This is a genomic window from Streptomyces sp. NPDC048002, assembly GCF_040653275.1.
In the GTDB taxonomy this organism is placed as follows: Bacteria; Actinomycetota; Actinomycetes; order Streptomycetales; family Streptomycetaceae; genus Streptomyces.
The window spans coordinates 152,510-178,874 of record NZ_JBEZNL010000013.1; the positions used below are offsets into that span (position 1 = coordinate 152,510).

Genomic DNA, 26,365 nt, shown 5'->3' on the forward strand with positions numbered 1-26,365 from the left:
GCCCGGAACCCGATTCGGGTTCCGGGCCACCGGCCCGTTTTCACGATTCACGCGTTCAGGGAGTCTCCTCGCCGGTGAAGGAATAGGCGGCCCACGGCCCGGAAAGCTCGATCCTCATTCCCGGAATTCCTCCGTTCATTCCCTCTGACTGCTTCACGGTTTCCACAAATTCCTCGCAGTCGCCGCGCGGCACCAGATAGGCCGCGTCGAGCACGATCCGCTCGTGCGCGCCGGACGGGTCCGCGAGCAGCGGATCCCGCAGCCGGGAGGCCTCCGCGCGGGCGGACAGCGTCGTGTGCAGGCGCCCCGCGACGTCCTCGGCACCCGGGGCGCCGGGCCCCGCATGGGCCCTGACGACCCATTCGACCCGCCCCTCCAGCCGGTCCAGCGTGCGCCGGAAGTGCTCCTCGCGGGCCTCCATCATCGTGCGCAGGGCGCTGTCGTCCCGGAAGACGGTGGCGAGGGCCAGGGGCAGTGGAGTGGTGACGGCGGTCAGCGCGTCGACGACGCCCTGGTGGGCCCTGACCGTCTCGGAGCGCCACACGTCGTCGGCCAGGTGGGCACGGAGCGGTTCCTCGGCGAAGTCACGCTCCGGCACCACGCTGTACAGGGCGACCAGTCCATGGTGCGTCAGCTGGCGGGGCGGCTGTCCGGCGACCCCGGTGAGCTGCGCCTGGAGGGCCTGTTGAAAGGGCCGGCAGACGGCGTACACGTAGCGCGGTGCGGACATCGGGCCTCCTTGCGCGCCCGGCGGGCCGTCGGCGCGAACGGTTCCGTCGGTGCCGACGGTCCCGTCGTAGTCGGCGGAACGGTTCACGGCGCGATCGCCTCGCCCACCAGCAGCTGTCCGGCCGCCACGATCGACTCGGCGTCGATGCCGGCGGCGTGCAGCTGTTCGTCGGGCGCGGCCGAGCCGGGCATCGTACGGACGGCGAGCCGGACCAGGCGCGGTACCGGGCGCCCGTCGAGGAAGGCGTCCAGGACGGCGTCGCCGAGGCCGCCCTCCTGGTGGTGGTCCTCCACCGTGACCAGACAGCCGGTGTCCTCCGCGGCCCGGCGCAGGGTCGCGCGGTCCACGGGCTTGACGGAGTACAGGTCGATCACCCGGACCGCGATGCCCGCGCCCGCGAGCGCGTCGGCGGCGGCCAACGCCTCGTGCACGGTGACGCCCGCGGCGACGATCGTCAGCCGGTCCGAGGCGGAGGCCCGCAGCACCTTGCTGCCACCGACCGGGAACTCCTCGTCGGGGCCGTAGATCACCGGGGAGTCGCCGCGCGAGGTGCGCAGATAGCGGATGCCGTCCAGGCCCGCCATGGTGGCCACCAGCCGGGCGGTCTGGTTGGCGTCGCACGGGTACAGCACGGTCGAGCCGTGCACCGCCCGCATCATCGCCAGATCCTCCAGGCCCATCTGCGAGGGCCCGTCCTGGCCGATGGCCACGCCCGCGTGCGAGCCGACGAGGTTGATCCCGGCGCCGCCGACCGCGGCCATCCGCACGAAGTCGTGGGCGCGGGTGAGGAAGGCGGCGAAGGTGGCCGCGTACGGGGTCCAGCCGCGGGCGGCGAGCCCCGCCGCGACGCCGACCATCAGCTGCTCCGCGATGTAGCACTCGAAGTACCGCCCGGGGTGTTCCTTGGCGAACAGCTCCGCCCGGGTGGAGTCGCCGACCTCGCCGTCCAGGGCGACCACGTCCTCCCGCGCCGAACCCAGCGCGGCGAGGGCCCTGCCGTAGGCGTCCCGGGTGGCGGCCCGCTCGCCCAGGGCGAACCGGGGCAGTTCGAGGTCGCCGGTGGGCACGGAGTGCAGCATCCGGGCGGCGGGCGGTTCCTGTACCCGGACCCGCGCGTCGTGCCGGCCGCCGAGTTCGGTGATCGCCGACCCGGCGTCCTTCAGCGGCTTGCCGTGCAGGCCCTCACGGTCCTCGGCGGCCCGCACGCCCTTGCCCTTGAGGGTGCGGGCGAGGATCGCGGTGGGCTGTCCGGTCCTGGCCCCGGCCTCGGCGTAGGCGCGGTCGACGGCCTCGACATCGTGTCCGTCGATCTCCACGGTGTGCCAGCCGAAGGCCCGGAAGCGCCGGGCGTACGCGCCGAGGTCGTGCTCGTGGCGGGTCGGGCCGCGCTGCCCGAGCCGGTTGACGTCGACGACGACGGTGAGGTTGTCGAGCCGTTCGTACGCGGCGTGCTCGGCGGCCTCCCAGACGGAGCCCTCGGCCAGCTCGCCGTCCCCGCACAGCACCCACACCCGGTAGCCGGTGTGCTCCAGCCGCTTGCCCGACAGGGCCAGCCCGACGCCGACCGGCAGCCCCTGTCCGAGCGAGCCGGTGGCCGTCTCGACCCAGGGCAGCCGCCGCGGGGTGGGATGCCCTTCGAGGGCGCTGCCCAGCCGACGGAAGGTGAGCAGTTCGCCGTCCTCGACCGCGCCGGCCGCCTTGAACGCGGCGTACAGCAGGGGCGTGGCGTGTCCCTTGGACAGCACGAAGCGGTCGTTGCCGGGGTGGGCGGGGCGCTCGAAGTCGTAGCGGAGGTGGCGGGCCAGGAGGACGGCCACCAGGTCGGCGGCGGACAGGGACGAGGTCGCGTGCCCGGACTCAGCCGCGTCGCACGCCCGTACGCTGTCCACCCGCAACTGCTGTCCGAGGGCGACGAGTCCGTCGCGTTCGGCGGTCTTCATACGGCTCCTTCCTCCGGCGGACCGGGGCTGGGGTCGGGCGGGATGTCGGCCCGCTTGACCGGGCCGGGTGGCTCCGTGTGCCGGTCGCCGCGCGCGCGGTCCGGCTCGCCGCCGGGCCTGCGCCGCGCGGGCTCGCCGCCGGGCTGGGTGCGGACGGACTTGGTCATCGGGTCCTCCGTGTGCGGCTGAGCTGCGGGGCGGTTCTCGTACCTCGGAACCCTCCGCGTCCCCCGGGTCGGAGCGGCCAAACGTCGGAGCCCTCCCCGGCGACCGAAACGATCTCCCCGTCCGGCGCGCACCACTAGGCTCCCGGCATGGAGATTCTGGGAGCCACGTTGCGTGTCTGCGTCGATGATCTGGAGGCCGCCGTCCCGTTCTACGAGCGGCTGGCCGGCGGCCGCGCACAGCGGTTCGGGCGCGGCGGCGTCGAGGTCGCCGCGGTCGGCTGCTTCCTGCTGATGAGCGGGCCGGAGGCGGAGCTGGAGGTGCTGCGCAAGGTCGCCGCGACCATCGCCGTGCAGGACGTCGCCGAGACCCGGGACGTACTGGTGGAGCTGGGTGCCCGGGTGGTCGCGGGCCCGGTGGCCACCCCGGCGGGCCGCAGCCTGATCGCGATGCACCCGGACGGAGTGGTGTACGAGTACGTGGACCGTCAGTCCTGACCGTCGCCCGCGCGCATCTCGGCGGTGAGGGCCCAGCGCTCGTGGTCGCGCCAGGCGCCGTCGACGTGGAGCATGGCCGGGGAGAGTCCCTCCAGGCGGAATCCGCAGCCGCGGGCCAGGGCGATCGAGGCGGTGTTGGCGGGCTGGACGTTGATCTCCAGGCGGTGCAGCCCCAGCGGGCCGAACGCGTGGTCCACGACCAGGCCGAGCGCCTCCCGCATCAGCCCGCGTCCGGCGGCGTGCGCGAAGGCGCCGTAGCCGAGGGCCCCGGACTGGAAGGCACCCCGGACGATGTTGTTGATGTTGATGAAGCCGGCGATCGAGCCGCCGTCGGCCTTCTCGCACACCAGGAAGCCGGCCTTGGCCGGGTCCTCGATCAACAGCGACGCGTAGCCCGCGTAGGACGAGGGGTTGTCCGGCGGGAACAGCCAGGGCCGGTGCAGATCCTTGCTCTCCCGCGCCCGGGCGGTGAACTCGGCGCTGTCGTCGTGGGTGAAGTGACGTATCCCGACGAGCGGGCCCTCGGCGAGGTGGCGCGGTGCGATGTGCGGCATCCCGCCAGCCTACGGCCGCCTACCTGCGACGCCTCATGAAATAGGCCCCGCACAGGGCGCCGATGAGGGTGCAGCCCAGCAGGGCGGCCCACAGGGGGATGGTGACCACGGGGATCAGCAGGCGGATCTCGGTCTCGGCGGTGTTCTCGAAGATGAAGATCAGGGTGAGGACGGCCAGCACCAGCACGGCGATGCGCGCCGGAGTGAACGCCGGGTTCTTGCCGGACGTCTTCTCGCCGGCCCTGCCACCGCTCTCTGAGGTCTTCGGGCTCATGTCTCCAGAGTGCGCCCGAAGACCTCGTCACGCATGGTGAGGCCGTCCCGGGCGGTTCAGCGCAGCGCCGGTTCGTCCAGGGTCAGGGTGCCCGCGTCGGCGTCCAGCTCGGCCGTCACCCCGAAGGGGACGGTCAGCGCGTCCGGGCAGTGACCGAACCCGAACTCCTCCACCACCGGGACACCGAGTCCGCCGAGCCGGTCCAGGAGCAGCGGGCGCAGCCGCTCGTAGGGATCGCACTCCGCCCAGGAGCCCAGCAGCAGCCCGCTCACCCCGTCGAGCCAGCCCGCGCGCAGCAGCTGGGTGAGGTAACGGTCCACCCGGTACGTCTCCTCCCCCACGTCCTCCAGGCAGAGCAGTCCGCCGCGCGCGGACGGCCGGGCGTGCGGGGTGCCGAGGTCGGAGGCGAGCAGGCTCAGACAGCCGCCGAGGGTGACCCCGCGGGCCCGCCCCGGCACCATGGCCCGGCCGCCGGAGGCGATCTCGCGGACCGTCTCCGGGGCGAGGAGCGTGGCCCTGAGGTGCCGTTGGGCGTCCGCGCTCTTGATGAAGTCGACGCCCGCCGCCATCGGCCCGTGCAGGGTGACGAGGCCGAGGCGGCGGGCGAACGCCTCGTGCAGCGCGGTGAGATCGCTGAACCCGACGAACACCTTGGGTCCGGCGGCCCGCATCGCCTCCCAGTCCAGCAGGCCGGTCATGCGTTGCGCGCCGTAGCCGCCGCGGGCGCAGAGCACGGCGTCGACGGTGGGGTCGCACCAGGCGTTCTGGAGGTCGGCGGCGCGGTCCTCGTCCGTGCCGGCCAGGTAGCCGAAGTCGGGGTGGCGGTCCAGGACGTGCGGCGCCACCACCGGGTCGAGGTCCCAGCCGCGCAGGACGTCGAGCCCGGCCTCCAGTCGTTCCTCGGGCACCGGGCCGCTGGTGGCGACGACGGCGACCCGGGCGCCGGGGGCGAGTCGGGGCGGACGGACGAGGGGTTTCACCGGTCTAGCTCCAGGGTCGGGATGCCGGGCGGGTTGAGCCCGAAGACCTGAGCGTAGAGGGACAGCTCCGCCTCCAGCGCGCGCACCATGGTCTCGGCCCGCCGGAAGCCGTGCCCCTCGCCCTCGAAGGCGAGGTAGGCGTGCGGGACCCGGCGGCCCGCCATCCGGTCCAGGAACCGCTCGCACTGCGCGGGCGGGCAGATCACGTCGTCCAGGCCCTGGAGCAGCAGGAACGGCGCGGTGATCCGCTCGGCGTGCTCGCTCGGGGAGCGTTCGGCGTACCGTGCGGGCACCTCGGCGCGCGGCCCGACCAGGGTCTCCAGGTAGCGGGACTCGAAGTCGTGGGTCTCCCCGTCGGCCCAGGCGGCGAGGTCGAGGATGGGGTAGATGACGGTGCCGCAGGCGTAGACGTCGGTGGTGGCCAGCGAGGCCGCCGCGGTCCAGCCGCCGGCGCTGCCGCCGCGTACCGCGAGCCGCTCCCGGTCGGCGGTGCCCTCGTCGGCGAGGGCCAGCGCGACGGCCGCGCAGTCCTCGACGTCGACCAGGCCCCACTGTTCGCGCAGCCGGTTGCGGTAGGCGCGGCCGTAGCCGGTGGAGCCGCCGTAGTTGACCTCGGCGACGCCGATGCCGCGCGAGGTGAAGTAGGCGATCTCCAGGTCCAGGACGAGGGGCGAGCGGCTGGTCGGGCCGCCGTGCGCCCATACGACGTACGGCGCGGGCCGGCCGCCGGGGGCGACCGCGCCGGGGTTGTGCGGCGGGTAGACGTGGGCGTGGATCTCCCGTCCGGCGGGTCCGGTGAAGGTGCGGATCTGAGGCTCGGGGTAGTGCGCGGGGTCGACGGGGTCGTCGTGCTCGGCGCCGATCACCCGGGCGTGCCCGGTGCCCGTGTCGAGTTCGACGACCTCGTAGGCGCTGCGCGGGCTGGCCCCGACGGCGACCACGCGGCGGCCGTGGACGGCGAGGGTGGGCGCGAACTCGGTCCAGGGTCCGGCCGCGTCGACGACCTCGCCGGTGGTGGGGTCGAGTATCCCGAGCGCGGTCGCGCCGCGGCCGTGCACCACGGCGATCAGCCCACTGGCGAGCGGGGCGAACCAGCGGTGGCCGAGTTTCCACACCGGCCCGCCGAACTCCTCCTCGCGCGGGCACAGCGGGACGCCGTCGCGGTAGAGGTTCCACCAGCCGCTGCGGTCGCTCGACCACAGCAGGGAGCCGTCGGGCGCCCAGTCGGCCTGGGCGATGGACTCCTCGGGGCCGCCCGCGACGGTCCGCGCGCCGGTGAGGGTGTCGCCCACCTCGGCGACGACGAGTTCGGTGCCGTCCCACGGCATGCGCGGGTGGTCCCAGCCCAGCCAGGCCGCGCGCCGCCCGTCCGGGGAGAGCCGCGGGCCGGTGACGAACCGGTGCGCGCCGTCGCTGAGTTCGCGCACGGCGGCCCGGTCCTCGGCGGCCGACCCGTCCAGCGGCACGGCGGCCAGGACGCGCCGCACGTCGCCCGGTCCCTCGCCGGTGAACTCCTCCAGCACGCACCACACTTCGCCGCGCTCCGGCAGCAACTGCGGGTCCGCCCAGCGCAGTCCGCCGCCGACCGGGGAGGTCGGGGTCAGCGGACTCGGCTCCTCGCCGGGGCGGAACCGGTAGAGCCGCTGGTCGGCGAAGTGCACGAAGACGACCAGGGGTTCGCCGTCCGCCTCGGCGCCCGCCCAGGGGTGACCGCCGTACTCGATGACCCGGCTGCGCACGTTCCAGGGCGCGGGCAGCACCGGCTCCTGGGTGCCGTCGGCGCGGCGGCGGACCAGGGTGCGGCGGCCGCCCTCGGTGGGGCGCGGCGCGGTCCACCAGGTCTCGTCGCCGACGAAGCCGAGGTACTCGGGGTGCCCGTCGTGCGCGGCGGCGAGGGCCGCGTCGATGGGCGAGGGCCAGGAACCGTAGGGCAAGGTCTGCACGTGCTCCCCCAACTCGCTCACGCCGTCCGCAGGAAGCGGTCCAGGACCCGGACACCGAAGTGCAGGGCGTCGACGGGGACCCGTTCGTCGACACCGTGGAAGAGTGCCTGGTAGTCGAAGCCCTCCGGCAGCTTCAGCGGGGCGAAGCCGTAGCCCGTGATGCCCAGGCGGGAGAACTGCTTGGCGTCGGTGCCGCCGGACATGCAGTAGGGCACGGTCCGGCCCTGGGGGGCGAACTCCTCGACGGCGGCGCGCATCCGGGCGAAGGTGGGTGAGTCCACCGGCGCTTGGAGGGCCACCTCGCGGTGGTGGAACTCCCAGTCCACGTCCGGTCCGGTGAGCCGGTCGAGGGTGGCGCGGAACTCCTCCTCGGTGCCCGGCAGATATCGTCCGTCGACCAGGGCCACGGCCTCGCCCGGAATGACGTTGACCTTGTAACCGGCGTCCAGCATGGTCGGGTTGGCGCTGTTGCGGACGGTGGCCTCCACCAGGGAGGCGGCCGGTCCGAGCTTCTCCAGCAGCGTGTCCACGTCGTCGAGGTCGGGTTCGACGCCGTACACCTCGGCGAGTTCGGTGAGCGCGGCGCGTACGGTCGGGGTGAGCCGGAGCGGCCAGGTGTGCTCGCCGATCCGGGCGACGGCGGCGGCGAGCCGGGTGACGGCGTTGTCCCGGTTGACCTTGGAGCCGTGGCCGGCGCGGCCGCGCGCGGTCAGCTTCAGCCAGGCCGTGCCCCGTTCACCGGCGGCGATGGGGTACAGCTCGCGGCCGGAGCCGTCGTGGAAGGTGAACGCGCCGGACTCGCTGACGCCCTCGGTGCAGCCCTCGAACAGCCCGGGGTGCCGGTCGGCGAGGAAGCCGGAGCCGTCCTCGGCGCTGGCCTCCTCGTCCGCGGTGAACGCGATCACGATGTCCCGCCGGGGCCGGACGCCCTCCCGGGCCCAGAGGCGGGCGACGGCGAGGATCATCGCGTCCATGTTCTTCATGTCGACGGCCCCGCGCCCCCACACGACCCCGTCGCGGATCTCCCCGGAGAACGGGTGCACGCTCCAGTCCCGGGCCTCGGCGGGGACCACGTCGAGGTGGCCGTGGAGCAGCAGCGCGTCGGCGGAGGGATCGCTGCCCTCGATCCGGGCCACGACGTTGGTGCGGCCCTTGGTGCGTTCCAGCAGGGTGGGGGTCAGCCCCGCCTCGGCCAGCCGGGCGGCGGCGTACTCGGCGGCGGGCCGCTCCTGGCAGTCGCCGCCGCCGCGGTTGGTGGTGTCGATGCGGATGAGGTCGGACGTGAACGTCACGACCTCCTCCAGCGCCTGCCGGTCAGCCATACTGCTCCTCCACCGCTGACGAAACGATCGTGGTGACCGCCTTGAAGGTCCGGATGCCCTCGTACATGGTGGCGCTGGTGTACGCCACCTTCCGCTCGCCGACGCGTTCCACCCCGGGCACGACGGTCGCGGCCATCGACAGGTGCTCGGCGTCGAACTCCACGGCCACGGTGAAGGGGCCCGCCTCGACGGGCCGGTGCCGGACCGCCAGCGCGGCCGCCTCCTTGGCGGCGGAGCGGATGTCGGCGAAGGTCCGGTTCGGGGTGCGGCAGACGGCGGCGTAGCGCGAGACATGGTCCTTGACGGCGACCTTCAGCGCCTCCGGCGCGTAACCGAGGGCGTCCTCGCAGGTCAGGTCGTCGCCGGTGACGAGCACGACGGGCACCCCGTACTCGGCGACGACATGGGCGTTGAGCAGCCCCTCGCTGGCGCGTACGTCGTTCAGCCACACCCCGGTGATGGAGTTGGCGAGGTAGGTGTGGGCGAGGACGCCCTCCGCGCCGGCGCCCGTGTGGTAGCCGACGAAGGCGATGCCGTCGACGTCGCCGTGCTGGACGCCTTCCACCATGGACAGGGACTTGTGGCGTCCGGTGAGCATCTCGGCCCGGTCGTCGAGGCGTTCGAGGAGGAGGTTGCGCATGCTCCAGTGCGCCTCGTTGATCAGCACCTCGTCGGCGCCGCCGTCGAAGAAGCCGAGGACGGCGGCGTTGACGTCGGAGGTGAACATCGAGCGGCAGCGCTCCCACTGCGGGGTGCCCGGTAGCACGTCGGCCGGCCAGGTCACCCCCGTGGCGCCTTCCATGTCGGCGCTGATGAGGATCTTCATGCCTGGTCACGTTACGCGCCCGCGGCGGGCCCGGCCAGGAAGCTTCCTCAGCTCTTGTGGAGCCGGTCGACGAGGATGTCGATGACGAGGGGGGTGCGCGGGCCGTAGGCGAGCAGGACGCCGTCCTCCAGGTCGACGACCCGGCGGTTCATGCCGGCCGGTGTCTGGGCGATGCCGGGGACGGCGACCAGTCCGTCGACGCCGCCGACGGACTCCAGTCCCTTGGTCATCATGAGGATCACGTCCGGCTGGGCGCGGACCAGGGCCTCGCTGGTGATGGGCGTGAACGGCCGGTCGAAGCCGGCCTCCTTCCCCGCGTCGACGGCGCCCGCGGCCTCGATCAGGGAGTCGGCGCCGGAGCCCTTGCCGCCGATCAGGTAGACGGCGGCGCTGCCCCGCATGTAGAGGAAGGCGACCCGGGGCCGGCTGCCCTCGGGCACGGCGGCGCGGGCGGCGGCGAGGTCCTCGCCCATGCGCCGGTCGAGCGCCCGGCCGGCCTCGGGGACGCCGAGGGCCTCGGCGACCCGGGTGGTACGGGTGGTGACGTCGGCGAGTTCGGTGGCGGGGTCGAGGACCACGACGGGCACACCGGCGTCCCGGATCTGCTCGATGGCCTCGCTCGGACCGGTGTCGGTGTCGGCGAGCACCACGGTCGGTTCGAGCGCGAGGACGCTCTCGGCGCTGACGTCGTGCGCCTTGGTGACCCGGGGCAGATCCGCGGCCTCGGCGAAGGTGGCGGTGATGTCCCGGCCGACGACACGGTCGCCGAGACCGAGGGTGAACACGATCTCCGCGACGCCGCCGTTGAGCGGGAGGATGCGCGAGGCGTCCTCGACGGTCACTTTCCGGCCGTCGGAGGAGTCGACGGTGACCGGCAGCCGGGGGGTGGGCGGCTCGCCCTCCAGGGGCACGAGGGTGTTCCTCGCCAACTGCTTCTCGGCGGCCACGGCACGCTCGCTCGCCGAGACCGGCGCGGGGTCCGAGCCGCCGGACCCCGAAGTCCCGCCCCCGCAGGCGCCGGTGAGCAGCGCCACCGCGAGCACCAGGGGCAGGGCTCGCCGAGGTGCTGTTCCGGTCATTCTCATCGCTGTCCCCTCCAGGCCCCGACTTCACCACAGTTGATCAATAGCTTAGGTTAGGTTTACCTTAATACTCCGTCGTGGGGGTGCACCGTGACATCACCAAGTGGCTTGCCTCGCAAGCGAGTTGGCCGGAAAGTCGGTCCGGCGGCCCTGGTCGCCGTTCTGGCCCTGTCCGCTCCCGCGTCCGCCGCGGGCGGCTCGGCGAGCGGCCCCGAGGGCCAGGAACTCACCGTGTCGAAGTCCTCCGGACTCGACCCGGCGGGCGAGACGGTGACCGTCACCGGCACCGGCTACAACACCGAGAAGGGCATCTACGTCGCCTTCTGCGTGGACAACGGCGCCGGGAGGACCCCGACGCCCTGCGTGGGCGGCGTCGACATGTCCGGGGAGTCCGGGGCGTCGGTCTGGGTCTCCTCCAACCCGCCCTCCTACGGCGAGGGTCTGGCGAAGCCGTACGAGGGCAGCGGGCACAAGGGCTCGTTCGGCGTGCGGGTCAAGGTGCGGGCGAAGGACGCCAACACCGACTGCACCGCGTCCGGGGTGACCTGCGCCGTGATCACCCGCAACGACCACACCCGGGGCGGCGACCAGAGCCAGACGGTCCGCATCCCGGTCACCTTCGGCGGAACCGGAACCGGCGACGGCTCCGGCACCGCGTCCGCCACGCCGTCCGCCTCCGCCCCGGCCGCCACGGACACCTCCGGGACCGGCGGTTCCGGAGGTGAGCGGATCGACGACCCGAAGGGCCCGCTGGCCAGCACCGGTTCCGTCGCGCTGCCCGTGGGGCTGACCGCGGCGGCCCTGGTCGCGGCCGGCGCCTGGACCTGGCTCTGGGCCCGCCGACGCCGCGCGAGCGCGAACTGACCGGCCCTCACCATCCGTAATCCCGAGGAGACTTGACGATGGCCAAGAGACCCGGTGCCGCCGCGGTGGCGGGTGGCGCGCTGCTCGCCCTGCTGGGGCAGGGCACCGCGACGGCACAGGAGAGAGAGGTGTCGGGCGGCTACGCGGCCTGGACGCTGGACACCGGGGCGCTGGCCCTCGGCGGCTCGGCCCGTCCCGCCTGGCTGCCGGCCACCGGCGGAACGGCCGACGGCGCGAGGGGCGACCTGGCCCTGGAACTCAGCGGCACGGCCGGGCTCACCCCGTCCGCCGGGACGGCGCCGCCGCTGACCCTGGCGGACCTGCGGCTGAGCCTGGACGCCGACTCCGGTGCGCTGCGCGCCCGTACCGCCGTCGACGGCGAGGCGCGCGAACTGACCCTGGCCGACGTGAAACCCGGCGCCCCGGTCGTCCGGAGCGGCGGCGTGACCTGGACCGGCCTGGAGGCCACGCTCACCGAGGAGGGCGCGGCGCTGCTGGAGCGGTGGAGCGGACTGGAGTTCGCCGCCGGTGACGGGCTCGGCCGCTTCGACGTGACGGTGGGCACCGGCACCGGCACCGGCACCGCCGCCTCGCCAGAGCCGGCCCCCGCCACCACGCCGCCGAAGCGACCGGAAGCCGCATCCCCGGCCCCCGGGGCGACCCCGGACGCCGGCACCGCACCCTCGGGCGCGACCGCCGCCGCGAGCGCCTCGGTGACGGCCCCGGAGTTGACGCCCGGCACCGACCAGACCGTCACGGGCGAGGGGTTCGAGCCCGGCGAGGTGGTGCTCGTCGCGATCGACCAGGACACCCGGTACCAGGTGACCGCCGACGAACAGGGCCGCGTCTCAAGGGCGTTCCCCGTGTACGCGACCGCCGTCGAGGGCGTCCACACGGTGGAACTCAGCACCGTCACCGGGGAGCGCGGCGCCGTCGCGGACTTCGCCGTGCGGAAACCGTAGTGCCCACCCCACCGAGGAGCGGACCCGGCACGGTCCGCCCCTCGGCATGCCCAAGTGCCTCTATTTTGAAGCCTGTTGAGACCTTTTGCCTTCCATTGACAAGCGACCGCGATGTGAACTTAGGTTTGCCTTACCTAAGTTCGATCGCTTCCGGATCGGGCTTCCGTTTCCCCAGAAGGGTTCTGTCCCGATGAGAGTCGTCACCGCCGCCCGCGCCTCCCTCGCCGTCGTCGCCTCCGCCGCCCTCACCCTGGGCCTGGCCGGCTCGGCCTCCGCCGCCACCTCGACCCGCACGATCGTCGACGGCTCCACCACCTACAACCTCTCGGTGACCGCCCCGAACACCGCGTCGGCGGCCGGCCAGGTCGTCAACGTCACCGGCTCGGGCTTCAACACCGGCCAGGGCATCTACGTCGGCCTGTGCGTCGTCGAGGGCAATCCGGGCGCCTCCAAGCCGACCCCGTGCCTGGGCGGCCAGGACGAGAGCGGCTCCACCGGCGCCTCGCACTGGGTCAACAACGTCTTCGGCGGCCTCTTCGCCAACAGCTCCAAGTTCGGCACCGGCGGCACCTTCAACGTGAACATCTTCGTCAAGGCCACCCTCGACGACGGCAGCGTCTGCGGCCAGGACGTCGACTGCGCGATCGTCACCCGCGCCGACCACTTCGACACCAACGACCGCAAGTACGACGTGCACGTCCCCATCACCTTCCAGTAGGCACCACCCCGCCGGGCCCTCCCCGTCCGAGGGCCCGGCCCCGGCCCCGCCGGAGTGCGGGCGCACCCGACCAGTGAGGAACTCCGATGCATCTCAGACGCCCGGCGGCCATCGTCGGCGCCGCCGCCCTGGTGGCCGCCTCCGCCGCCGCGGGCTCGTCCGCGCAGGCCGCCGACACCCCGAGGACGGCGCTCGGCAAGGACGGCCAGAAACTCACCGTCTCCGCCTCCGCGAACCTCGACCCCGAGGGCGAGGCCCTGCGCGTCATCGGCACCGGCTACGACGACACCAAGGGCATCTACGTCGCCGTGTGCAAGGACAACGGCGACAACCGCATCCCCACCCCGTGTCTCGGCGGCGCCGACCAGGGCGGCGCCGGCGGAGCCTCGAAGTGGATCATTCCCAGGGACGCCTCGGACGAGGGCGCGGGCACCGTCGCCGAACGCTGGGGCGTGGGCGGCACCTTCGACGTCCAGCTGGGCGTGCGCGCCGAGGACAGCGGTCTGGACTGCTTCGAGGTGGCCTGCTCGGTCGTCACCCGCGTCGACCACAACGCCGCCGGCGACCGCTCCCAGGACGTCCGGATCCCGATCACCTTCCAGGGCCAGGACCCGGGGGACGACGACGGGGACGGCGTGGACGTCCCGCCGGGCACCGTCAGCTACGCCAGGGCCGCCGAGTTCACCACCGCGGGACGCCCGCTGGACCTCCTGCTCCACCCCGACTCCGGGAAGCTGTACGTCGGTTCGGACAACATCCCCGACACCGCGGACGTCGCCGAGCAGGGCCTGTACGCCCTGGACGCGGGGGACGGGAGACTCCTCTCCCACATCGCGCAGGCCCCCGGCCTCAACGGCGCCCTGGCCGCCCGCGTGGTCCGCCGGATCGTCGCCCCGCTCCCCGGCGACGGCGTGCTCTTCCACTACCCGCTGCGCGGCATCGGCACCGCCAAGGACGGCGACACCGCGGCGCAGGGCCTGTGGTTCAACGGCGCCTCCTTCACCGGCGTCGGCCAGGACTCCGACACCACCTCCGTGCTGGTCGCGGCGGGCGGCGAGCTGCGCCGCGTCGACCTGGCCACCGGCGAGGTGCGCGCGACCCTCGCCCTGGAGGGCGGCGGCGAACTTGGGGTGGACGCGGCCCGGGACGCCGCCTGGTCGGTCGGCACCTCCGAGGGCGGGACGGTACTGCGCCGGGTGGACACCAAGACCCTCCAGGTCACCGCGACGACCCCGTTCACCGCCGATGTCCTCACCTTCGTGGAGCCGGACCCCGCGACCGGCAACGTCTGGGTGGGCAACGGCAGTTCGGTGCTGGTGTTCGCCGCGGACGGCACCCTGCTCACCACGCTCACCGGCGAGGACCGGGCCATGGCGGCCGCCTTCGACCGGGCCACCGGGCGCGCCTTCGTCCTGCGCGAGGACCTCTCCGACGGCGGCACCGACAACGCCGGGTCGCTCCAGATCCTCGACGGCACCGCCTTCGGGCCCGTGGCCGAGGCGGTCCCGCTGCCGGGCAGCATCCGTACCGGCACCTACGCCGGCCTCGCGGTCGCGCCGGGCGCCACGTCCGTCTATCTGACCAAGTCGGCCGAGAGCAAGGTCGTCAAGTACGACCTGCGCATGTCGCCGAAGGTCACCCAGGCCCCGACCGACCGGTCCACGACCGTCGGCGACGAGGTCACCTTCGTCGCGGCGGCCGAGGGCACCCCCGAGCCGGCCGTGCGCTGGCAGGTCAGCCCGGACGGCGGCCAGACCTGGTCGGCGATCGAGGGCGCGGACGGCAACGCCTACGCCTTCACCGCCCAGGCGGCGCAGGACGGCTACCGGTACCGGGCCGAGTTCACCAACTCGGCGGGCATCACCCGCACCGCACCGGTCACGCTGACGGTGAAGGCGGCCGACGACGGCGACGACGGGGACGGCGGGGACGGCGACGGCGGGGAGACGCCCGAGAAGCCCTCCGGCACCCGGACCGTCACCGGTCCCGAGGGCCAGAAACTGACCGTCACGCCGGTCAACCACCTCGCCACCGAGGACCAGACCCTGACGGTCACCGGCTCCGGCTACGACACCGACAAGGGCGTCTACGTCGCCCTGTGTGTGGACAACGGCGAGGGCGAGCTGCCCACTCCGTGCGTCGGCGGCGTCGACATGACCGGCGCGTCCCACTCCTCCGCGTGGATCTCCTCCAACCCGCCGGACTACGGCGAGGACCTGGCGGTCCCCTACGGCAGGGGCGGCACCTTCGAGGTGGAGCTGACCGTGGACGCCAAGGACGAGTTCACTGACTGCTTCAAGGCCAAGTGCGTCCTCGCCACCCGCGCCGACCACACCCTCTCCGGCGACCGGAGCCAGGACGTGAAGGTGCCGGTGAGCTTCGTCGGACAGGACCCGGTCGGCACCGACGACGGGGACGGCGGCGACAGCGACGGCGGCACCGGGGACACCGGCGGCTCCGACTCGACCGGCGGCACGGGCACGAGCACCGGCGGGACCGGCACGGGCGGCACCACCGGGGGCACGACCGGCGGCACGACGACCGGGGGCAGCGGTGTCGGCACCGCGACCACCGGCGGCAGCCTGGCCTCGACCGGCGTCACGGTCGTCTCGCTGGCCGCGCTGGCGGCGGCCCTGACGGCGACGGGCTGGGTGGCGTACCGCCGCGGCCGCACCGTCAACTGACGCCCACCACGCAGGGGTCGGCCCTCCGGTGGATCACCGGAGGGCCGACACGCTTCCCGGTCCCGCCTCAGTCCGTCCGGCCCACCACGAACCACCTCGACGGCAGTTCGATGCGGGCGCCGTCCGGGCCGTGCTCGGTGGTGGCGAGGGGCAGCTCCCCGGAGGCCACCACGTTCAGACCGGCCGCGCCCAGATACCCCGGTACGGCGTCGTCGGTGACCTCGCCGGGCGCGATGCCGTGCCGGAAGACCGGGGCGAGCTTCTGCGGCGGACCGGACGGGCTCTGGGCCAGGCCCATCAGGATCGGCTTGGCCGCCTCCGCCAGCTCGACCAGGAAGGCCCGGCCGCGGGTGCCGACGAGCGTCGCGATACCGTCCACCAGCGCCTGCCGCGCCTCGGGCTCCGCCTGGTGCAGTACGCCCCTCATGTAGACGTTGGCGTCGCCGAGTTCGGCGTGCAGCGTCTGCGCCTCGTCCTTCTCCCCGGCGTCCAGCACCCGGTAGCCGGCCAGGCCGGCGGGATCGGACCGGCGTGCGTGGTCGATCGCGGCGGCGGACAGGTCGGCCCCGACGACATGCGGGAAGCGGCCCGCGAGGAACCGGGTCTGGGTGCCGTTTCCGCAGCCCACGTCCACCAGGGGCAGGGTCGGCGCGATGAGCAGCGGTTCGAACAGGGCCAGTTGGGGTCCCACGGTCAACGCCGGTTCCGCGTCCCAGAACACCGCCCCCTCCTCCTCGGGGGCCTCCCGCCAGAAGCCCTCCCAGGCGTCCCGGTACCGACTCGTCACGCTCATGCCCAACTCCCCAGGGTGCGAAGGCATCCCGCCACGGCCGGGCGGGCCGAGTACGGTCTATCGCGCCCCGGGCGACGCGACAAGCACGTCACACGTTCCTTCACGCCGCATTCGATCCGCGTACGCCCGACCGGCGCCGCCGCCCCGGGCCGGAGCCGGCCCCCCACGGCAGCACCGGCTCCCCAGGCAGCACCGGCCCCCGGGCAGCGCCTCCCCGGGTCAGCGCCCGGGGAGGGTCAGCTCGAACCAGACGCTCTTCCCCGTCCGCGTACGGCTGGTGCCCCACTCGCGGGCGAGCGTGCTCACCAGCCGCAGACCTCGGCCGAACTCGTCGAGCGGACCGGCGTTCAGCAGGGTCGGCAGCTCGTGGTCGTCGTCCTCCACCTCGCACAGCAGGGTGTCGCCACGCACCAGCCGCAGTGCGACCGGGCGGCCGTGCGAGTGGCGCAGCGCGTTGGTGACCAGCTCTCCGGCGAGGAGTTCGGCGACGTCGGCGAGCCGGGCGAGGCCCCAGTCGTGCAACTGCTCGCGGACCACCGTCCGGGCCCGGCCGACCTGGACGGGGTCGCGGGCGATCCGCCACTCGGCGACGTCCTCGGGCCCGATGCCGTTCAGCCGGGCCATCAGCAGGGCCACGTCGTCCTTGCGGCCGCCGCGGGTGTTGAGGGCGCGGATGATGGTGTCGCAGGCGGCGTCCATGGAGGCGGCCGGGTGGGCGGCGGACTCGCAGAGCGTCGCGAGGCCCACACCGATGTCCTCGCCGCGCATCTCGACCAGGCCGTCGGTGCACATCACCAGGCGGTCGCCGGGCTCCACCCGCACGCGCACCGACTCGAAGGGCACGCCGCCGACTCCTATGGGCGCCCCCGTGGGCAGGTCCAGCAGTTCGCTGCGGCCGTCCTCGGCCCGCACCAGCACGGGCGGGATGTGGCCCGCGTTGGCGAGCTGCAACTCCCCGGCGATGGGGTCGTAGACGGCGTAGAGGCAGGTGGCGAGATAGGTGTCGCCGAGGCGCTGGGCCAGGTCGTCGAGGTTGCGCAGGAGCTGCGCGGGCGGCAGGTCGAGCGCTGCCATGGTCTGCACGGCCGTCCGCAACTGGCCCATCATCGCGGCCGAGTTCAGACCGTGGCCCATCACGTCGCCGACGACGAGGGCGGTGCGCGCCCCGGGCAGTTTGACCGAGTCGAACCAGTCGCCGCCGACCCGGCCCAGCAGGGTGCCCGGCAGATAGCGGGTGGCGATGTCGCAGCCGGCCATGCGCGCCGGGATGTGCGGCAGCATGCTGTCCTGGAGCGTCTCGGCGACGCTCTCCTGGAAGGTGTACATGCGCGCGTTGTCGAGCACGAGCCCGGCGCGGGCGGCGAGTTCGGCGCCGGTGACCCGGTCCATGTCGTTGAAGACGGGCCGCTCGGGGTGGCGCAGGAGGATCATGAAGCCGAGGACGACGTTGCGGGCCTTGAGCGGTACGACCAGCATGGACCGGTGGTTGATGAGCGGCCGGATGTCCCGCTTCTCGAACTGCGAGGCGATGGCGTGGCCCATCTGCTCGCTGATCCGTTCCACCAGCACCGGTTCCCCGGTGGTCATGCACTGGAAGAACGGGGTGTGGGCCGGGAACGGCATCGCCTCGCCGACGGGGATGACGTCGTCCCAGCGGCCGGGTTCGTCGGTGTGCTCGACGGCGACCCGGTGCCACAGGGTGGTGGTGTCCGGCACGCCCTCGGGGAACCCCTCGCCCGCGACGACCTGTTCGCGCAGATAGGTGCCGGCGACGTCGGTGAAGCGGGGCACGACGGCCCGGCTGACCTCGGTGATGGTCCGGGACAGGTCGAGGGAGGTGCCGATGCGTCCGCTGACCTCGTTGAGGAACTCCAGGCGCTCCCGGACCGCCGCGTACTCCAGGTCCTCACCGTCCTCGGCCCCGGCCTGCGGCGCGGGCAGCCCGAGCGCTGCGGCGCGGGCCGCGCGCTCCCGGCGGGCCCTGCGCTCGGCGCGCCGCGGCACGCCCCAGTCGGGGGTGACGGGCACCAGGTCGTTCTGGCTGAACTCCAGGACCGGGTAGCCCAGTTCGAGGACCTGGGCGACGATGCGGGTGCTTTCGCCGACGCTCATGCTGGGCAGGATCTCGGGCAGCCGGTGGGCCAGTCGCTCGGCGCCGGGGAAGTCGGTGTGCAGCGCGAACCCCGGGGCGATGCGCTCGCCGGCCGTGGCGTCGGGGTCCCAGCGGCGCAGCGTGTCCGCGTCGGCGGCCAGCACCAGCAGCCGTTCGCTGCCCGGGCCCACCAGCGGGTACGCCCACCACAGCACGTCGGAGCGGTCCTCACCGGGGACGGTGAGGCGGGCGCGGCCGGCCGCGGGGAAGTTGAGCCGCCCCTCCAGGGAGGACTCCAGATCGGGTCCGAGATCGTCGTGGGCCGCGTGCAGGACGTACCCGGTGGCCTCCGTGTCGTCGTCGGGCAGGGCACCCGAGACGGGCAGCAGGTCGGCGGCGGGCCGCCCGACCGCTTCCTCCCTCGCGGGGCCGAACAGCCGTCGCGCGCCGGTGCTCCAGTGGGAGACCAGGCCCTCGCGGTCGACCACGACCACGGCCAGCGGGACACGGCCGCTCACGGCGTGGTCCGGCCCGCCGTCCCCAGCTCCGCGGCTGGGAGGTACGTCCCGTTCGGTGCCACGGTCCATGGCCAAGGCCTCTCTCCCCACGGCTTGGCAAGATCTGTCCCGCCGACACCACCGTACGGCGCGAGCCCCCGGTGATGTGCGGCAACACCGCAATTGGCCGCTTCGGTGGCACCGGCGCACGCACCCGCGTACCCGCCGGTACCCCTCAGTCCTCGTGCCCCAGCTGAAGATCGCGTTCCGTGCGCCCGCCGCCCGGCACCCGGAGCACGGTGGCGACCGGCGGATAGCCCGTGGCGATGACGGTGTACTCGCCGGACGCCAGGTCGACGAAGCGGAACGTGCCGTCCGGGCCGGTGGTCAGGGTGTCGGCGACGTTGCCCGCGGCGTCGAGCAGGGTGACGCGCGCGTCCTCGGCCGGCCGCCCGCCGCTCGCCCGCACGGTCCCGCGCAGCACGGCTCCCCCGGCGAGCCGGATGTCCTGGCGGGTCTCCCGCGCGGCCCGCACGGTGACGGGCAGGGCGGCCGGGCGGTGGTCCGGAGCGGTGGCGGCGAGGGTGTAGTCGCCGGCCGGCAGCTCGGGCACGGCGAAGCGGCCCTCGGTTCCGCCGCGGGTCGTGGCGACGACCTGGCCGTGCCCGTCGGTGAGGGTGACGGTCGCGTCCCGCACGGCCGTTCCGTCCTCGGTGAGCACGCTGCCCGTGAGCCGTCCGGCGCCGCCGAGCACCACGTCCAGTTCGACGGGGCGTTCGCCGACGGTGACCGCCACGGCCTGCGGCTGGTGTCCGCCCGCGGCGGCGATCAGCACGTACGCCCCCGGGCCCGGCACGGTCAGCGCGTACCGTCCGTCCTCGCCGCTGGTGCCGCGTCCGGTCTGCTCCCCCGCGGCGTCGATGAGGGTGAGGGCCGCGCCCGGTACGGCGCTGCGGTCCGGGTGGCGCACGGCGCCGAGGACGGGCACTCCGCCGGATCCGGTCGAACGGGCCGCCGGGACCTGGGAGTTGCGCGGGACGGTGTCGGTTCCGGGGTCGGCGGTGTGGTGGGCCACCAGCGGTCGCTCCTTGAGGAAGAAGGCGAGGACCAGGCCGAGCACGAGGACCGGCACGAGGTAGAGGAAGATCCTCGGCATGGCGTCGGCGTAGGCCTGGACGTAGGCGTCGCGCAGGTGCGGGGGCAGCGCGTGGACGGCCTGGGGAGTGATGGACTCGGCGTCGGGCAGCCCGGCGCCGGACCCCGCGGGCAGCCGGACGGCCAGCGCGTCGGTGAGCCGGTCCGCGAAGAGGGTGCCGAAGATCGCGGCGCCGACGCTGCCGCCGATCTGCCGGAAGTAGTTGTTGGCGCTGGTGGCGGTGCCGAGGTCGGCGGGGCGCACGGAGTTCTGCACGGCCAGGATCAGGACGGGCATGACCATCCCGATGCCGGCGCCCAGGACGGCCATCCAGAGGCTGTAGTGCAGCCGGGGTGTGTCGGCGTCGAGGCGGGAGAGCAGCCACATGCCGACCGTGGACAGGGCGCCGCCGAGCACCGGGTACACCTTGTAGCGGCCGGTGTGGCTGATGAGTTGTCCCGCGACGACGGAGGCGCCGACGATCCCGCCCAGCATGGGCAGCATCAGCAGCCCGGACTCGGTGGCGGAGGCCCCGTCGACCATCTGGAGGAAGGTCGGCAGATAGCTCGCGGCCCCGAACAGCGCGACCCCCACCACCAGGCCCACCAGAGAGGTGACGTTGAAGACGGAGTCCTTGAACAGCCGCAGCGGGATGAGCGGTTCGGCCGCGGAGCGCTCGGCGACGAGGAAGAGCGCGCCGGACAGCACGGCGCCCGCGCCGAGGCCGAGGATCACGCGCGAGCCCCAGGCGTGCTCGGTCCCGCCCCAACTGGTCAGCAGCACCAGGCAGGTGGAGGTGGTGGCGAGCAGCAGCGCGCCGAGGACGTCGAGCCGGGCCCTGGTCTCGGGGCGGGGCAGCTTCAGCACCACGGCGACGACGGCGAGGGTGACGATGCCGAAGGGGATGTTGAAGTAGAAGCACCAGCGCCAGGAGAGGTGGTCGGTGAAGTAGCCGCCGAGGAGCGGTCCGGCGACGGAGGCCAGGCCGAAGGCGGCGCCGATCAGGCCCATGTACCGGCCGCGCTCGCGGGGCGGCACGATGTCGGCGATGATCGCCTGGACGCCGATCATGAGCCCGCCCGCCCCGATGCCCTGGACGGCCCGGTAGGCGATGAGCTGGTCCATGGTCTCGGCGCGCCCGGCTAGCGCGGAGCCGATGACGAAGACGACGATGGCGAACTGGAAGACGCCCTTGCGGCCGAGCAGATCGCCGAGTTTGCCGTAGACGGGCAGGCCGATGGTGGAGGTGAGCAGGTAGGCGGTGATCGCCCAGGACATGCGGTCCAGGCCGTGCAGTTCACCGACGATCTTCGGCAGCGCGGTGGCCACGATCATCTGCTCCAGCGCGGCCAGCAGCAGCGCGAGCATCAGTCCGAGGAAGACCAACCGCACCCGGCGCGGGCTGAGTCCGGCCGGACCCGGGGGCGGCGGCTCAGGGGTCCCGGGCGGCGCGGAAGCCGCCTCGTCCTGCGCCAGAGTGATCCCGCCCACGTCCGCTCCCCTCGTCGCGCCACCGCACATTTCCCGCTCAATGCGGCAACTGCAGGCAAGCGCGACGAGTTACGGCAAACCGGAGGCCGGGCGGAAGATCCACCCGAATCGGTGAGGCGGCCAACGACCGCCGGGGACGGGCCCGTTGAGGAGCGGGTTACTTCTCGACCTCGGCGGCCAGCTTGTCGAGCAGCGCGTCGTAGATCCGGCCGAGGCCCTTGGGGGCGAAGGTCCGCTCGAAGAAGCCGCCGACACCGCCCGCGCCCTGCCAGGTGCTGGTCACGACGACCCGCGACCTACCCTCGCCGGCCGGGGTGACCCGCCAGGTGGTGACCATGGAGGAGTTGCGGTCCTTCTCCACCAGTTCGCCGTCGGTGGGCTCGGTGACCTCCAGCAGGCAGTCGCGCACCCGCTTGCTGGTGGCCTGGAGCTTCCAGTGCACCAGGGTGCCCTCGCCGTCGCCGCCCTCGCGCACCTCGTACTCGCTGAAGTGTTCGGGCAGCACCTTCTGCCGGGTGCCCTCGTAGTCGGCGAGGGCGTCGAACACCTTCTCCGCGTCCGCCGCGACGACCCGCTCCGTAGTGGCCTCGACCTGCGCCATTGACTTCCTCCAGGGGTGATGTGCCAGGGCCTGTGGGGGTGGACCCAAGCCAACCACCCCGTGACCCGGCCGCCCAAATCGGGGTCGCACGATCAAGGGAACATGTGTTCTATTCTGTGGGCAGTGCTACCGAGGAGGCCACATGCGCTGGGAGAACCTCGCCCTGGAGTCCGGCCACAGCCGGGCCGACGCCCCGCTGTTCGGCGCCGACGCGGTGATCACCCGCACCTTCGACACCCCCGAGTTCCACGGGGTGACCTTCCACGAGATACGGGCCCGCTCGATCATCAACCGGGTGCCGGGGGCGTCCCGCATGCCCTTCGAGTGGACCGTCAACCCCTACCGGGGCTGTACGCACGCGTGCGTCTACTGCTTCGCCCGCGCCACCCACGGCTATCTGGACCTCGACACCGGGATCGGCTTCGACTCCCAGATCGTGGTCAAGGTCAACGCCCCGGAGCTGCTCGCCCGTCAGCTCGGCTCCCCGCGCTGGACTGGCGAGCACATCGCGATGGGCACCAACGTCGACTGCTACCAGCGGGCCGAGGGCCGCTACCGGCTGATGCCGGGCATCATCGGCGCCCTGCGGGACCGCGCCAACCCCTTCTCGATCCTGACCAAGGGCACGCTCATCCTGCGCGACCTGGACCTGCTCAAGCAGGCCGCGGCCGTGACCGACGTCGGCATCTCGGTGTCGGTCGGCTTCCTCGACACCGAGCTGTGGCGCACCGTGGAGCCGGGCACCCCCGCCCCCGAGCGGCGCCTGGAGGTGGTGCGCACCCTGAGCGAGCACGGCATCGGGTGCGGGGTGCTGATGGCGCCGGTGATCCCGTTCCTCGGCGACAGCCCGGACCGGCTGCGGGCCACCGTACGGGCGGTCGCCGCCGCGGGCGCCACCTCGGTGACCCCGCTCGTGCTCCATCTGCGGCCCGGCGCCCGCGAGTGGTTCATGGCCTGGCTGGAACGCCACCACCCGTACCTGGTCCGCCGCTACGAGCGGCTGTACGCCGACGGCGCCTACGCCCCGAAGTGGTACCAGCGCCGGATCACCCGTCAGGTGCACGAACTGGCCGCGGAGTACGGCATCGGCCCCGCCCGCGCGGGCATGCCCCGCCGGCTCCCGGAACCGGAGCCGTGCGAGCGGCGGTCGGACGGGCCGGTCCAACTGACCCTGATCTGAGCGCATCCGAGCGCAACGCACGGCCCAATCGGGTCAACTATCGGCAGAACACGTTCGTCCGGGCGGCCTTTCCGGGACGATGCGGCGGTGGACCGTGACCTTCGCGGTCCGAACCCCCGCCGTCCTGGGAGGACTCGATGAGAAGAAGCGCAGCCGTGCTGTGCGGTGCGGCCGTCGTCGTGGCCGGGACGCTGACGGCCGTCCCCGCCGAGGCGAACGCCCCGCGCGCCGGCGCCGCCGCTCCCGCCGCGAAGCTCTCCTGGAAGAAGTGCGGCACCACCGCCTACCCGACGCTCCAGTGCGCGTCCCTCGAAGTGCCGCTCGACCACGCGGATCCGCGGGGCCGGAAGATCACGCTGGCGCTCTCCCGTGTCCCGCACACCGCGAAGAAGTACCAGGGCCCGCTGCTGGTCAACCCCGGCGGACCCGGCGGCAGCGGTCTGACGCTGGCCGGTTTCGTGGCCTCGTCGCTGCCCGCGAAGGTGGCGGCCCAGTACGACGTCATCGGCTTCGACCCGCGCGGCGTCGGCAAGAGCAAGCCCGCGCTCGACTGCCTGCCGGGCCACTTCAACCCGGTCCGCCCCGACTCGGTGCCGAGCACCCCGGCGCTCGAACGGGCCAACCTGGAGCGGGCGCGGTCGTTCGCGAAGGCGTGCGGCGACAAGTACGCGGACGTACTGCCGTACATCAACACGGTCAGCGCCGTGCGGGACATGGACTGGATCCGGCGGGCCGTGGGCGCCGAGCGGATCAACTACTTCGGCTACTCGTACGGCACCTATCTCGGCGCGGTCTACGCGCGGCTCTTCCCGGAGCGGGTGCGGCGCCTGGTCCTGGACTCGGTGGTGGACCCGACGGGTGTCTGGTACGACGCCAACCTCGCCCAGGACCACGCCTTCAACGACCGTCACCTCGCCTTCATGGCCTGGGTCGCCCGGCACGACGCGGCCTACGGGATGGGCACCGATCCGGCGCGGATCGAGGAGCGGTGGTACGCGATGCGGGCCGAGCTGGCGCAGCGGCCGGCGGGCGGCCGGGTGGGCCCGTCCGAGCTGGAGGAGACCTTCCTGCCGGGCGGGTACTACAACGGCTACTGGCCCTACCTGGCCGAGGCGTTCGCCGCGTACGTGAACGAGGGCGAGAGCGATCCCCTGGTGGATGCGTACGACAACTTCGCCGCCGTGGACGCCTCGGGCGACAACGGCTACAGCGTCTACACCTCGGTGCAGTGCCGTGACGCCCGCTGGTCGCGCGACTGGCGGCAGTGGCGCGCGGACAACTGGGCGGTCTACCGGAAGGCACCCTTCCTGACCTGGAGCAACGCCTGGTACAACGCGCCGTGCGCGTTCTGGCCGACGAAGAGCCTGAAGCCGGTGAACGTCGCCAACGCGGAACTCCCGCCGGTGCTGCTGCTCCAGGCGACCGGGGACGCCGCCACTCCGTACGAGGGCGCCGTGATGGTCAACCGGCTGCTGCGCGGCTCCAGCCTGGTCGTCGAGGAGGGCGGCCAGAACCACGGCGTCTCGCTGAGCGGCAACGCCTGCCTGGACGGGTACCTGGCGCGGTACCTGACCGACGGCACGGTGCCGCGCGGCAGCGGTGAGGCCGACGCGGTGTGCGAGGCGCTGCCCGACCCGGAGCCGGCCGCCGCGAAGTCGGCGAGCACCTCCCGGGGCTCCACGCTCCACGGGCTGCTGGGCTTCCGCGGCTGAATCCACCCGCCGGGGGCGGGCGTTGTCGGTGTGCTGGTCCACCATGGACCCATGACCGAACCGATCATGACGCCCGCCCCCGGCGGCGCGGGAGCGGCACCGCCGCGCATACGCGACATGACGTACGCCGACTGCGACCGCGTCGCCGAGATCCGGGTGGGCGGCTGGCGCGCCGCCTACCGGGGGCTGATGCCGCAGTCCTACCTGGACGCCCTCGGAGTCGGCGAGGACGCCGACCGGCACCGGGCCCGCTTCGCGCGGGGCGACGGCGCCGTGGTGAACCTGGTCGCCGAGCGGGACGGCAGGGCCGTCGGCTGGGCCTGCCACGGCCCCTACCGCGCGGGCGACCTGCGCACCGCCGACGCCGAGCTGTACGCGGTCTACGTCGACCCCGCCCTGTACGGCACCGGGACGGGCCGCGCCCTGCTGGCGGAGTCGGTCCGCCGGTGCGCCGCCGCCGGACACGAGCGCATGCTGCTGTGGGTCCTCAAGGACAACACCCGCGCCCGGCGCTTCTACGAGCGCGCGGGCTTCCTCCCCGACGGCGCCGAGGAGTCCTTCGAGGCGGACGGCGTCCAGGTCCCCGAGGTGCGCTACGCCCGCACGCTGACACCGGGCTGAGCCGCACCGGCGCCGGCCGGGCCTACCGCTGTCTCGGGATGCGGGCCAGCGCGCGTACCGCGGCCTCGGCGAGCGCGGGGTGGGCCAGGGCCTCGTTCAGGACGGTCCGGGCGCGGTGGTCGCCGAGGTCGCCCAGCCCGTCCACACAGGCGAGCGCGACCTTCCGGTACGGGTCGTGCGGGCTCAGCCGCCGGCGCAGGGTGGTGATCAGCGCCGGGACGGCCTCGGGGGCCCGCAGTTCGACCAGCAGCCGGACCGGGTGCAGCGCGTAGGCGACGCGCAGTTCGTTGGTGGCCAGGGCGGCGGCGGCGCGGGCGGTGCGCGGATCGCCGAGCCGGGACAGCGCGTGGGCCGCGGATCCGCAGCGCTGCGGATCGCGGTGGTTGAGCAGCAGGACGAGCGCCTCGAACGCCCGCCGGTCGCCCGCGCGTCCGAGCCGGAAGGCGGCCAGTTCCCGGGCCCACAGCGCGTGGCCCGGCGCGACCAGCACCTCGGCCAGTTCGTCGGTGTCCCCGGTGGCCGCCAGCCGCTCGAAACCGGCGCCGCCGCCGGACTCCCGCCGTAAGCGCTCCGTGAGCGATCGCAACTCTTCGTCCATGCTCCGACCCTAGATGAGTGAGTCCGATGTTCTCAGTGGTCGTAGGCGATGAGAGATCGTTTGATCTTGGCGCCGGTGGTCCAGTTGTGCCAGATGCCGGCGGC

At 73.5% G+C, this 26,365-nt stretch carries 23 protein-coding genes; 8 read left to right on the plus strand and 15 right to left on the minus strand.

The window, feature by feature from the left end:
- Positions 1-55 precede the first annotated feature (55 nt).
- The 3 genes from AB0E07_RS18830 to AB0E07_RS18840 all read right to left on the minus strand — a co-directional run bounded on the left by AB0E07_RS18830 (position 56) and on the right by AB0E07_RS18840 (position 2,837).
- Positions 56-730 carry a GvpL/GvpF family gas vesicle protein gene (locus AB0E07_RS18830; protein WP_362252790.1) on the minus strand — a complete coding sequence of 225 codons (675 nt, stop codon included), beginning with the start codon at positions 728-730 and terminating at the stop codon, positions 56-58.
- A gap of 83 nt (positions 731-813) precedes the next feature.
- Positions 814-2,670, minus strand: a complete 1,857-nt coding sequence (locus tag AB0E07_RS18835; RefSeq protein WP_362252793.1) for a transketolase — start codon at positions 2,668-2,670, stop codon at positions 814-816.
- Entirely contained in the window at positions 2,667-2,837 is a 171-nt protein-coding gene (locus AB0E07_RS18840; RefSeq protein ID WP_362252796.1) for a hypothetical protein, read from the minus strand. Before AB0E07_RS18840 ends, AB0E07_RS18835 begins: the two co-directional genes overlap by 4 nt.
- A gap of 147 nt (positions 2,838-2,984) precedes the next feature.
- Between AB0E07_RS18840 and AB0E07_RS18845 the strand changes: the two genes are divergently transcribed.
- On the plus strand, positions 2,985-3,332 hold the full coding sequence (locus tag AB0E07_RS18845; RefSeq protein WP_362252799.1) for a VOC family protein: 348 nt from the start codon (positions 2,985-2,987) through the stop codon (positions 3,330-3,332).
- Here the strand turns inward: AB0E07_RS18845 and AB0E07_RS18850 are convergent.
- Genes AB0E07_RS18850 through AB0E07_RS18880 form a run of 7 tightly spaced genes read right to left on the minus strand, consistent with a single transcriptional unit; the run spans position 3,323 to position 10,316 of the window.
- The gene (locus AB0E07_RS18850; protein ID WP_362252802.1) at positions 3,323-3,886 is read right to left on the minus strand and encodes a GNAT family protein; all 564 of its coding nucleotides are present in this window, start codon (positions 3,884-3,886) and stop codon (positions 3,323-3,325) included. The genes AB0E07_RS18845 and AB0E07_RS18850 overlap by 10 nt on opposite strands.
- Before the next feature lie 19 nt (positions 3,887-3,905).
- Entirely contained in the window at positions 3,906-4,160 is a 255-nt protein-coding gene (locus AB0E07_RS18855; RefSeq protein ID WP_362252805.1) for a LapA family protein, read from the minus strand.
- A 56-nt stretch (positions 4,161-4,216) separates the two neighbouring features.
- Positions 4,217-5,140 carry an LD-carboxypeptidase gene (locus AB0E07_RS18860; RefSeq protein ID WP_362252808.1) on the minus strand — a complete coding sequence of 308 codons (924 nt, stop codon included), beginning with the start codon at positions 5,138-5,140 and terminating at the stop codon, positions 4,217-4,219.
- Positions 5,137-7,083: a prolyl oligopeptidase family serine peptidase gene (locus AB0E07_RS18865; protein ID WP_362252811.1), complete on the minus strand. Its 1,947-nt coding sequence runs from the start codon at positions 7,081-7,083 to the stop codon at positions 5,137-5,139. Before AB0E07_RS18865 ends, AB0E07_RS18860 begins: the two co-directional genes overlap by 4 nt.
- Before the next feature lie 17 nt (positions 7,084-7,100).
- Entirely contained in the window at positions 7,101-8,405 is a 1,305-nt protein-coding gene (locus AB0E07_RS18870; RefSeq protein ID WP_362252814.1) for a M20/M25/M40 family metallo-hydrolase, read from the minus strand.
- Entirely contained in the window at positions 8,398-9,231 is an 834-nt protein-coding gene (locus AB0E07_RS18875; protein ID WP_362252817.1) for a M55 family metallopeptidase, read from the minus strand. The genes AB0E07_RS18870 and AB0E07_RS18875 overlap by 8 nt, the downstream gene beginning before the upstream one ends.
- Before the next feature lie 47 nt (positions 9,232-9,278).
- Positions 9,279-10,316 (minus strand): ABC transporter substrate-binding protein, encoded by a 1,038-nt coding sequence (locus AB0E07_RS18880; protein ID WP_362252820.1) that lies wholly within the window; start codon positions 10,314-10,316, stop codon positions 9,279-9,281.
- Between the two features lie 105 nt (positions 10,317-10,421).
- Between AB0E07_RS18880 and AB0E07_RS18885 the strand changes: the two genes are divergently transcribed.
- From AB0E07_RS18885 to AB0E07_RS18900, 4 genes are all read left to right on the plus strand, one after another.
- Positions 10,422-11,177: a hypothetical protein gene (locus AB0E07_RS18885; RefSeq protein WP_362252823.1), complete on the plus strand. Its 756-nt coding sequence runs from the start codon at positions 10,422-10,424 to the stop codon at positions 11,175-11,177.
- A gap of 38 nt (positions 11,178-11,215) precedes the next feature.
- Complete coding sequence (locus tag AB0E07_RS18890) at positions 11,216-12,139, plus strand: HtaA domain-containing protein (RefSeq protein WP_362252826.1); 924 nt, start codon at positions 11,216-11,218, stop codon at positions 12,137-12,139.
- Between the two features lie 190 nt (positions 12,140-12,329).
- Entirely contained in the window at positions 12,330-12,857 is a 528-nt protein-coding gene (locus AB0E07_RS18895) for a hypothetical protein (protein WP_362252829.1), read from the plus strand.
- An 86-nt stretch (positions 12,858-12,943) separates the two neighbouring features.
- Positions 12,944-15,541 (plus strand): immunoglobulin I-set domain protein, encoded by a 2,598-nt coding sequence (locus tag AB0E07_RS18900; RefSeq protein WP_362252832.1) that lies wholly within the window; start codon positions 12,944-12,946, stop codon positions 15,539-15,541.
- Positions 15,542-15,608: 67 nt separating this feature from the next.
- On the opposite strand, the gene AB0E07_RS18905 is transcribed toward AB0E07_RS18900, so the two are convergent.
- The 4 genes from AB0E07_RS18905 to AB0E07_RS18920 all read right to left on the minus strand — a co-directional run bounded on the left by AB0E07_RS18905 (position 15,609) and on the right by AB0E07_RS18920 (position 22,150).
- Positions 15,609-16,334 (minus strand): class I SAM-dependent methyltransferase, encoded by a 726-nt coding sequence (locus AB0E07_RS18905; protein WP_362252834.1) that lies wholly within the window; start codon positions 16,332-16,334, stop codon positions 15,609-15,611.
- A gap of 219 nt (positions 16,335-16,553) precedes the next feature.
- Positions 16,554-19,013 (minus strand): SpoIIE family protein phosphatase, encoded by a 2,460-nt coding sequence (locus tag AB0E07_RS18910; RefSeq protein ID WP_362252837.1) that lies wholly within the window; start codon positions 19,011-19,013, stop codon positions 16,554-16,556.
- Between the two features lie 145 nt (positions 19,014-19,158).
- Positions 19,159-21,549 (minus strand): DHA2 family efflux MFS transporter permease subunit, encoded by a 2,391-nt coding sequence (locus AB0E07_RS18915; RefSeq protein WP_362252839.1) that lies wholly within the window; start codon positions 21,547-21,549, stop codon positions 19,159-19,161.
- A 157-nt stretch (positions 21,550-21,706) separates the two neighbouring features.
- Positions 21,707-22,150, minus strand: coding sequence for an SRPBCC family protein (locus AB0E07_RS18920; protein ID WP_362252842.1), 444 nt, complete (start codon positions 22,148-22,150; stop codon positions 21,707-21,709).
- Positions 22,151-22,292: 142 nt separating this feature from the next.
- Between AB0E07_RS18920 and AB0E07_RS18925 the strand changes: the two genes are divergently transcribed.
- From AB0E07_RS18925 to AB0E07_RS18935, 3 genes are all read left to right on the plus strand, one after another.
- Positions 22,293-23,330 (plus strand): Rv2578c family radical SAM protein, encoded by a 1,038-nt coding sequence (locus AB0E07_RS18925; RefSeq protein WP_362252845.1) that lies wholly within the window; start codon positions 22,293-22,295, stop codon positions 23,328-23,330.
- 137 nt (positions 23,331-23,467) lie between these two features.
- Entirely contained in the window at positions 23,468-25,042 is a 1,575-nt protein-coding gene (locus AB0E07_RS18930) for an alpha/beta hydrolase (RefSeq protein ID WP_362252848.1), read from the plus strand.
- 51 nt (positions 25,043-25,093) lie between these two features.
- Positions 25,094-25,663: a GNAT family N-acetyltransferase gene (locus tag AB0E07_RS18935; RefSeq protein ID WP_362252851.1), complete on the plus strand. Its 570-nt coding sequence runs from the start codon at positions 25,094-25,096 to the stop codon at positions 25,661-25,663.
- A 22-nt stretch (positions 25,664-25,685) separates the two neighbouring features.
- Here the strand turns inward: AB0E07_RS18935 and AB0E07_RS18940 are convergent, their stop codons facing one another.
- On the minus strand, positions 25,686-26,261 hold the full coding sequence (locus AB0E07_RS18940; RefSeq protein WP_362252854.1) for an adenylosuccinate lyase: 576 nt from the start codon (positions 26,259-26,261) through the stop codon (positions 25,686-25,688).
- Positions 26,262-26,365 lie beyond the last annotated feature (104 nt).

Bases quoted from the DNA above. Each gene is read 5' to 3' on its own strand.
- AB0E07_RS18890 (WP_362252826.1), top strand. From the start codon at position 11,216: ATGGCCAAGAGACCCGGTGCCGCCGCGGTGGCGGGTGGCGCGCTGCTC.
- AB0E07_RS18840 (WP_362252796.1), bottom strand. From the start codon at position 2,837: ATGACCAAGTCCGTCCGCACCCAGCCCGGCGGCGAGCCCGCGCGGCGC.
- AB0E07_RS18870 (WP_362252814.1), bottom strand. From the start codon at position 8,405: ATGGCTGACCGGCAGGCGCTGGAGGAGGTCGTGACGTTCACGTCCGAC.
- AB0E07_RS18835 (WP_362252793.1), bottom strand. From the start codon at position 2,670: ATGAAGACCGCCGAACGCGACGGACTCGTCGCCCTCGGACAGCAGTTG.
- AB0E07_RS18925 (WP_362252845.1), top strand. From the start codon at position 22,293: ATGCGCTGGGAGAACCTCGCCCTGGAGTCCGGCCACAGCCGGGCCGAC.
- AB0E07_RS18845 (WP_362252799.1), top strand. From the start codon at position 2,985: ATGGAGATTCTGGGAGCCACGTTGCGTGTCTGCGTCGATGATCTGGAG.
- AB0E07_RS18830 (WP_362252790.1), bottom strand. From the start codon at position 730: ATGTCCGCACCGCGCTACGTGTACGCCGTCTGCCGGCCCTTTCAACAG.
- AB0E07_RS18880 (WP_362252820.1), bottom strand. From the start codon at position 10,316: ATGAGAATGACCGGAACAGCACCTCGGCGAGCCCTGCCCCTGGTGCTC.
- AB0E07_RS18940 (WP_362252854.1), bottom strand. From the start codon at position 26,261: ATGGACGAAGAGTTGCGATCGCTCACGGAGCGCTTACGGCGGGAGTCC.
- AB0E07_RS18905 (WP_362252834.1), bottom strand. From the start codon at position 16,334: ATGAGCGTGACGAGTCGGTACCGGGACGCCTGGGAGGGCTTCTGGCGG.
- AB0E07_RS18855 (WP_362252805.1), bottom strand. From the start codon at position 4,160: ATGAGCCCGAAGACCTCAGAGAGCGGTGGCAGGGCCGGCGAGAAGACG.
- AB0E07_RS18875 (WP_362252817.1), bottom strand. From the start codon at position 9,231: ATGAAGATCCTCATCAGCGCCGACATGGAAGGCGCCACGGGGGTGACC.
- AB0E07_RS18895 (WP_362252829.1), top strand. From the start codon at position 12,330: ATGAGAGTCGTCACCGCCGCCCGCGCCTCCCTCGCCGTCGTCGCCTCC.
- AB0E07_RS18920 (WP_362252842.1), bottom strand. From the start codon at position 22,150: ATGGCGCAGGTCGAGGCCACTACGGAGCGGGTCGTCGCGGCGGACGCG.
- AB0E07_RS18910 (WP_362252837.1), bottom strand. From the start codon at position 19,013: ATGGACCGTGGCACCGAACGGGACGTACCTCCCAGCCGCGGAGCTGGG.
- AB0E07_RS18930 (WP_362252848.1), top strand. From the start codon at position 23,468: ATGAGAAGAAGCGCAGCCGTGCTGTGCGGTGCGGCCGTCGTCGTGGCC.
- AB0E07_RS18850 (WP_362252802.1), bottom strand. From the start codon at position 3,886: ATGCCGCACATCGCACCGCGCCACCTCGCCGAGGGCCCGCTCGTCGGG.
- AB0E07_RS18935 (WP_362252851.1), top strand. From the start codon at position 25,094: ATGACCGAACCGATCATGACGCCCGCCCCCGGCGGCGCGGGAGCGGCA.
- AB0E07_RS18900 (WP_362252832.1), top strand. From the start codon at position 12,944: ATGCATCTCAGACGCCCGGCGGCCATCGTCGGCGCCGCCGCCCTGGTG.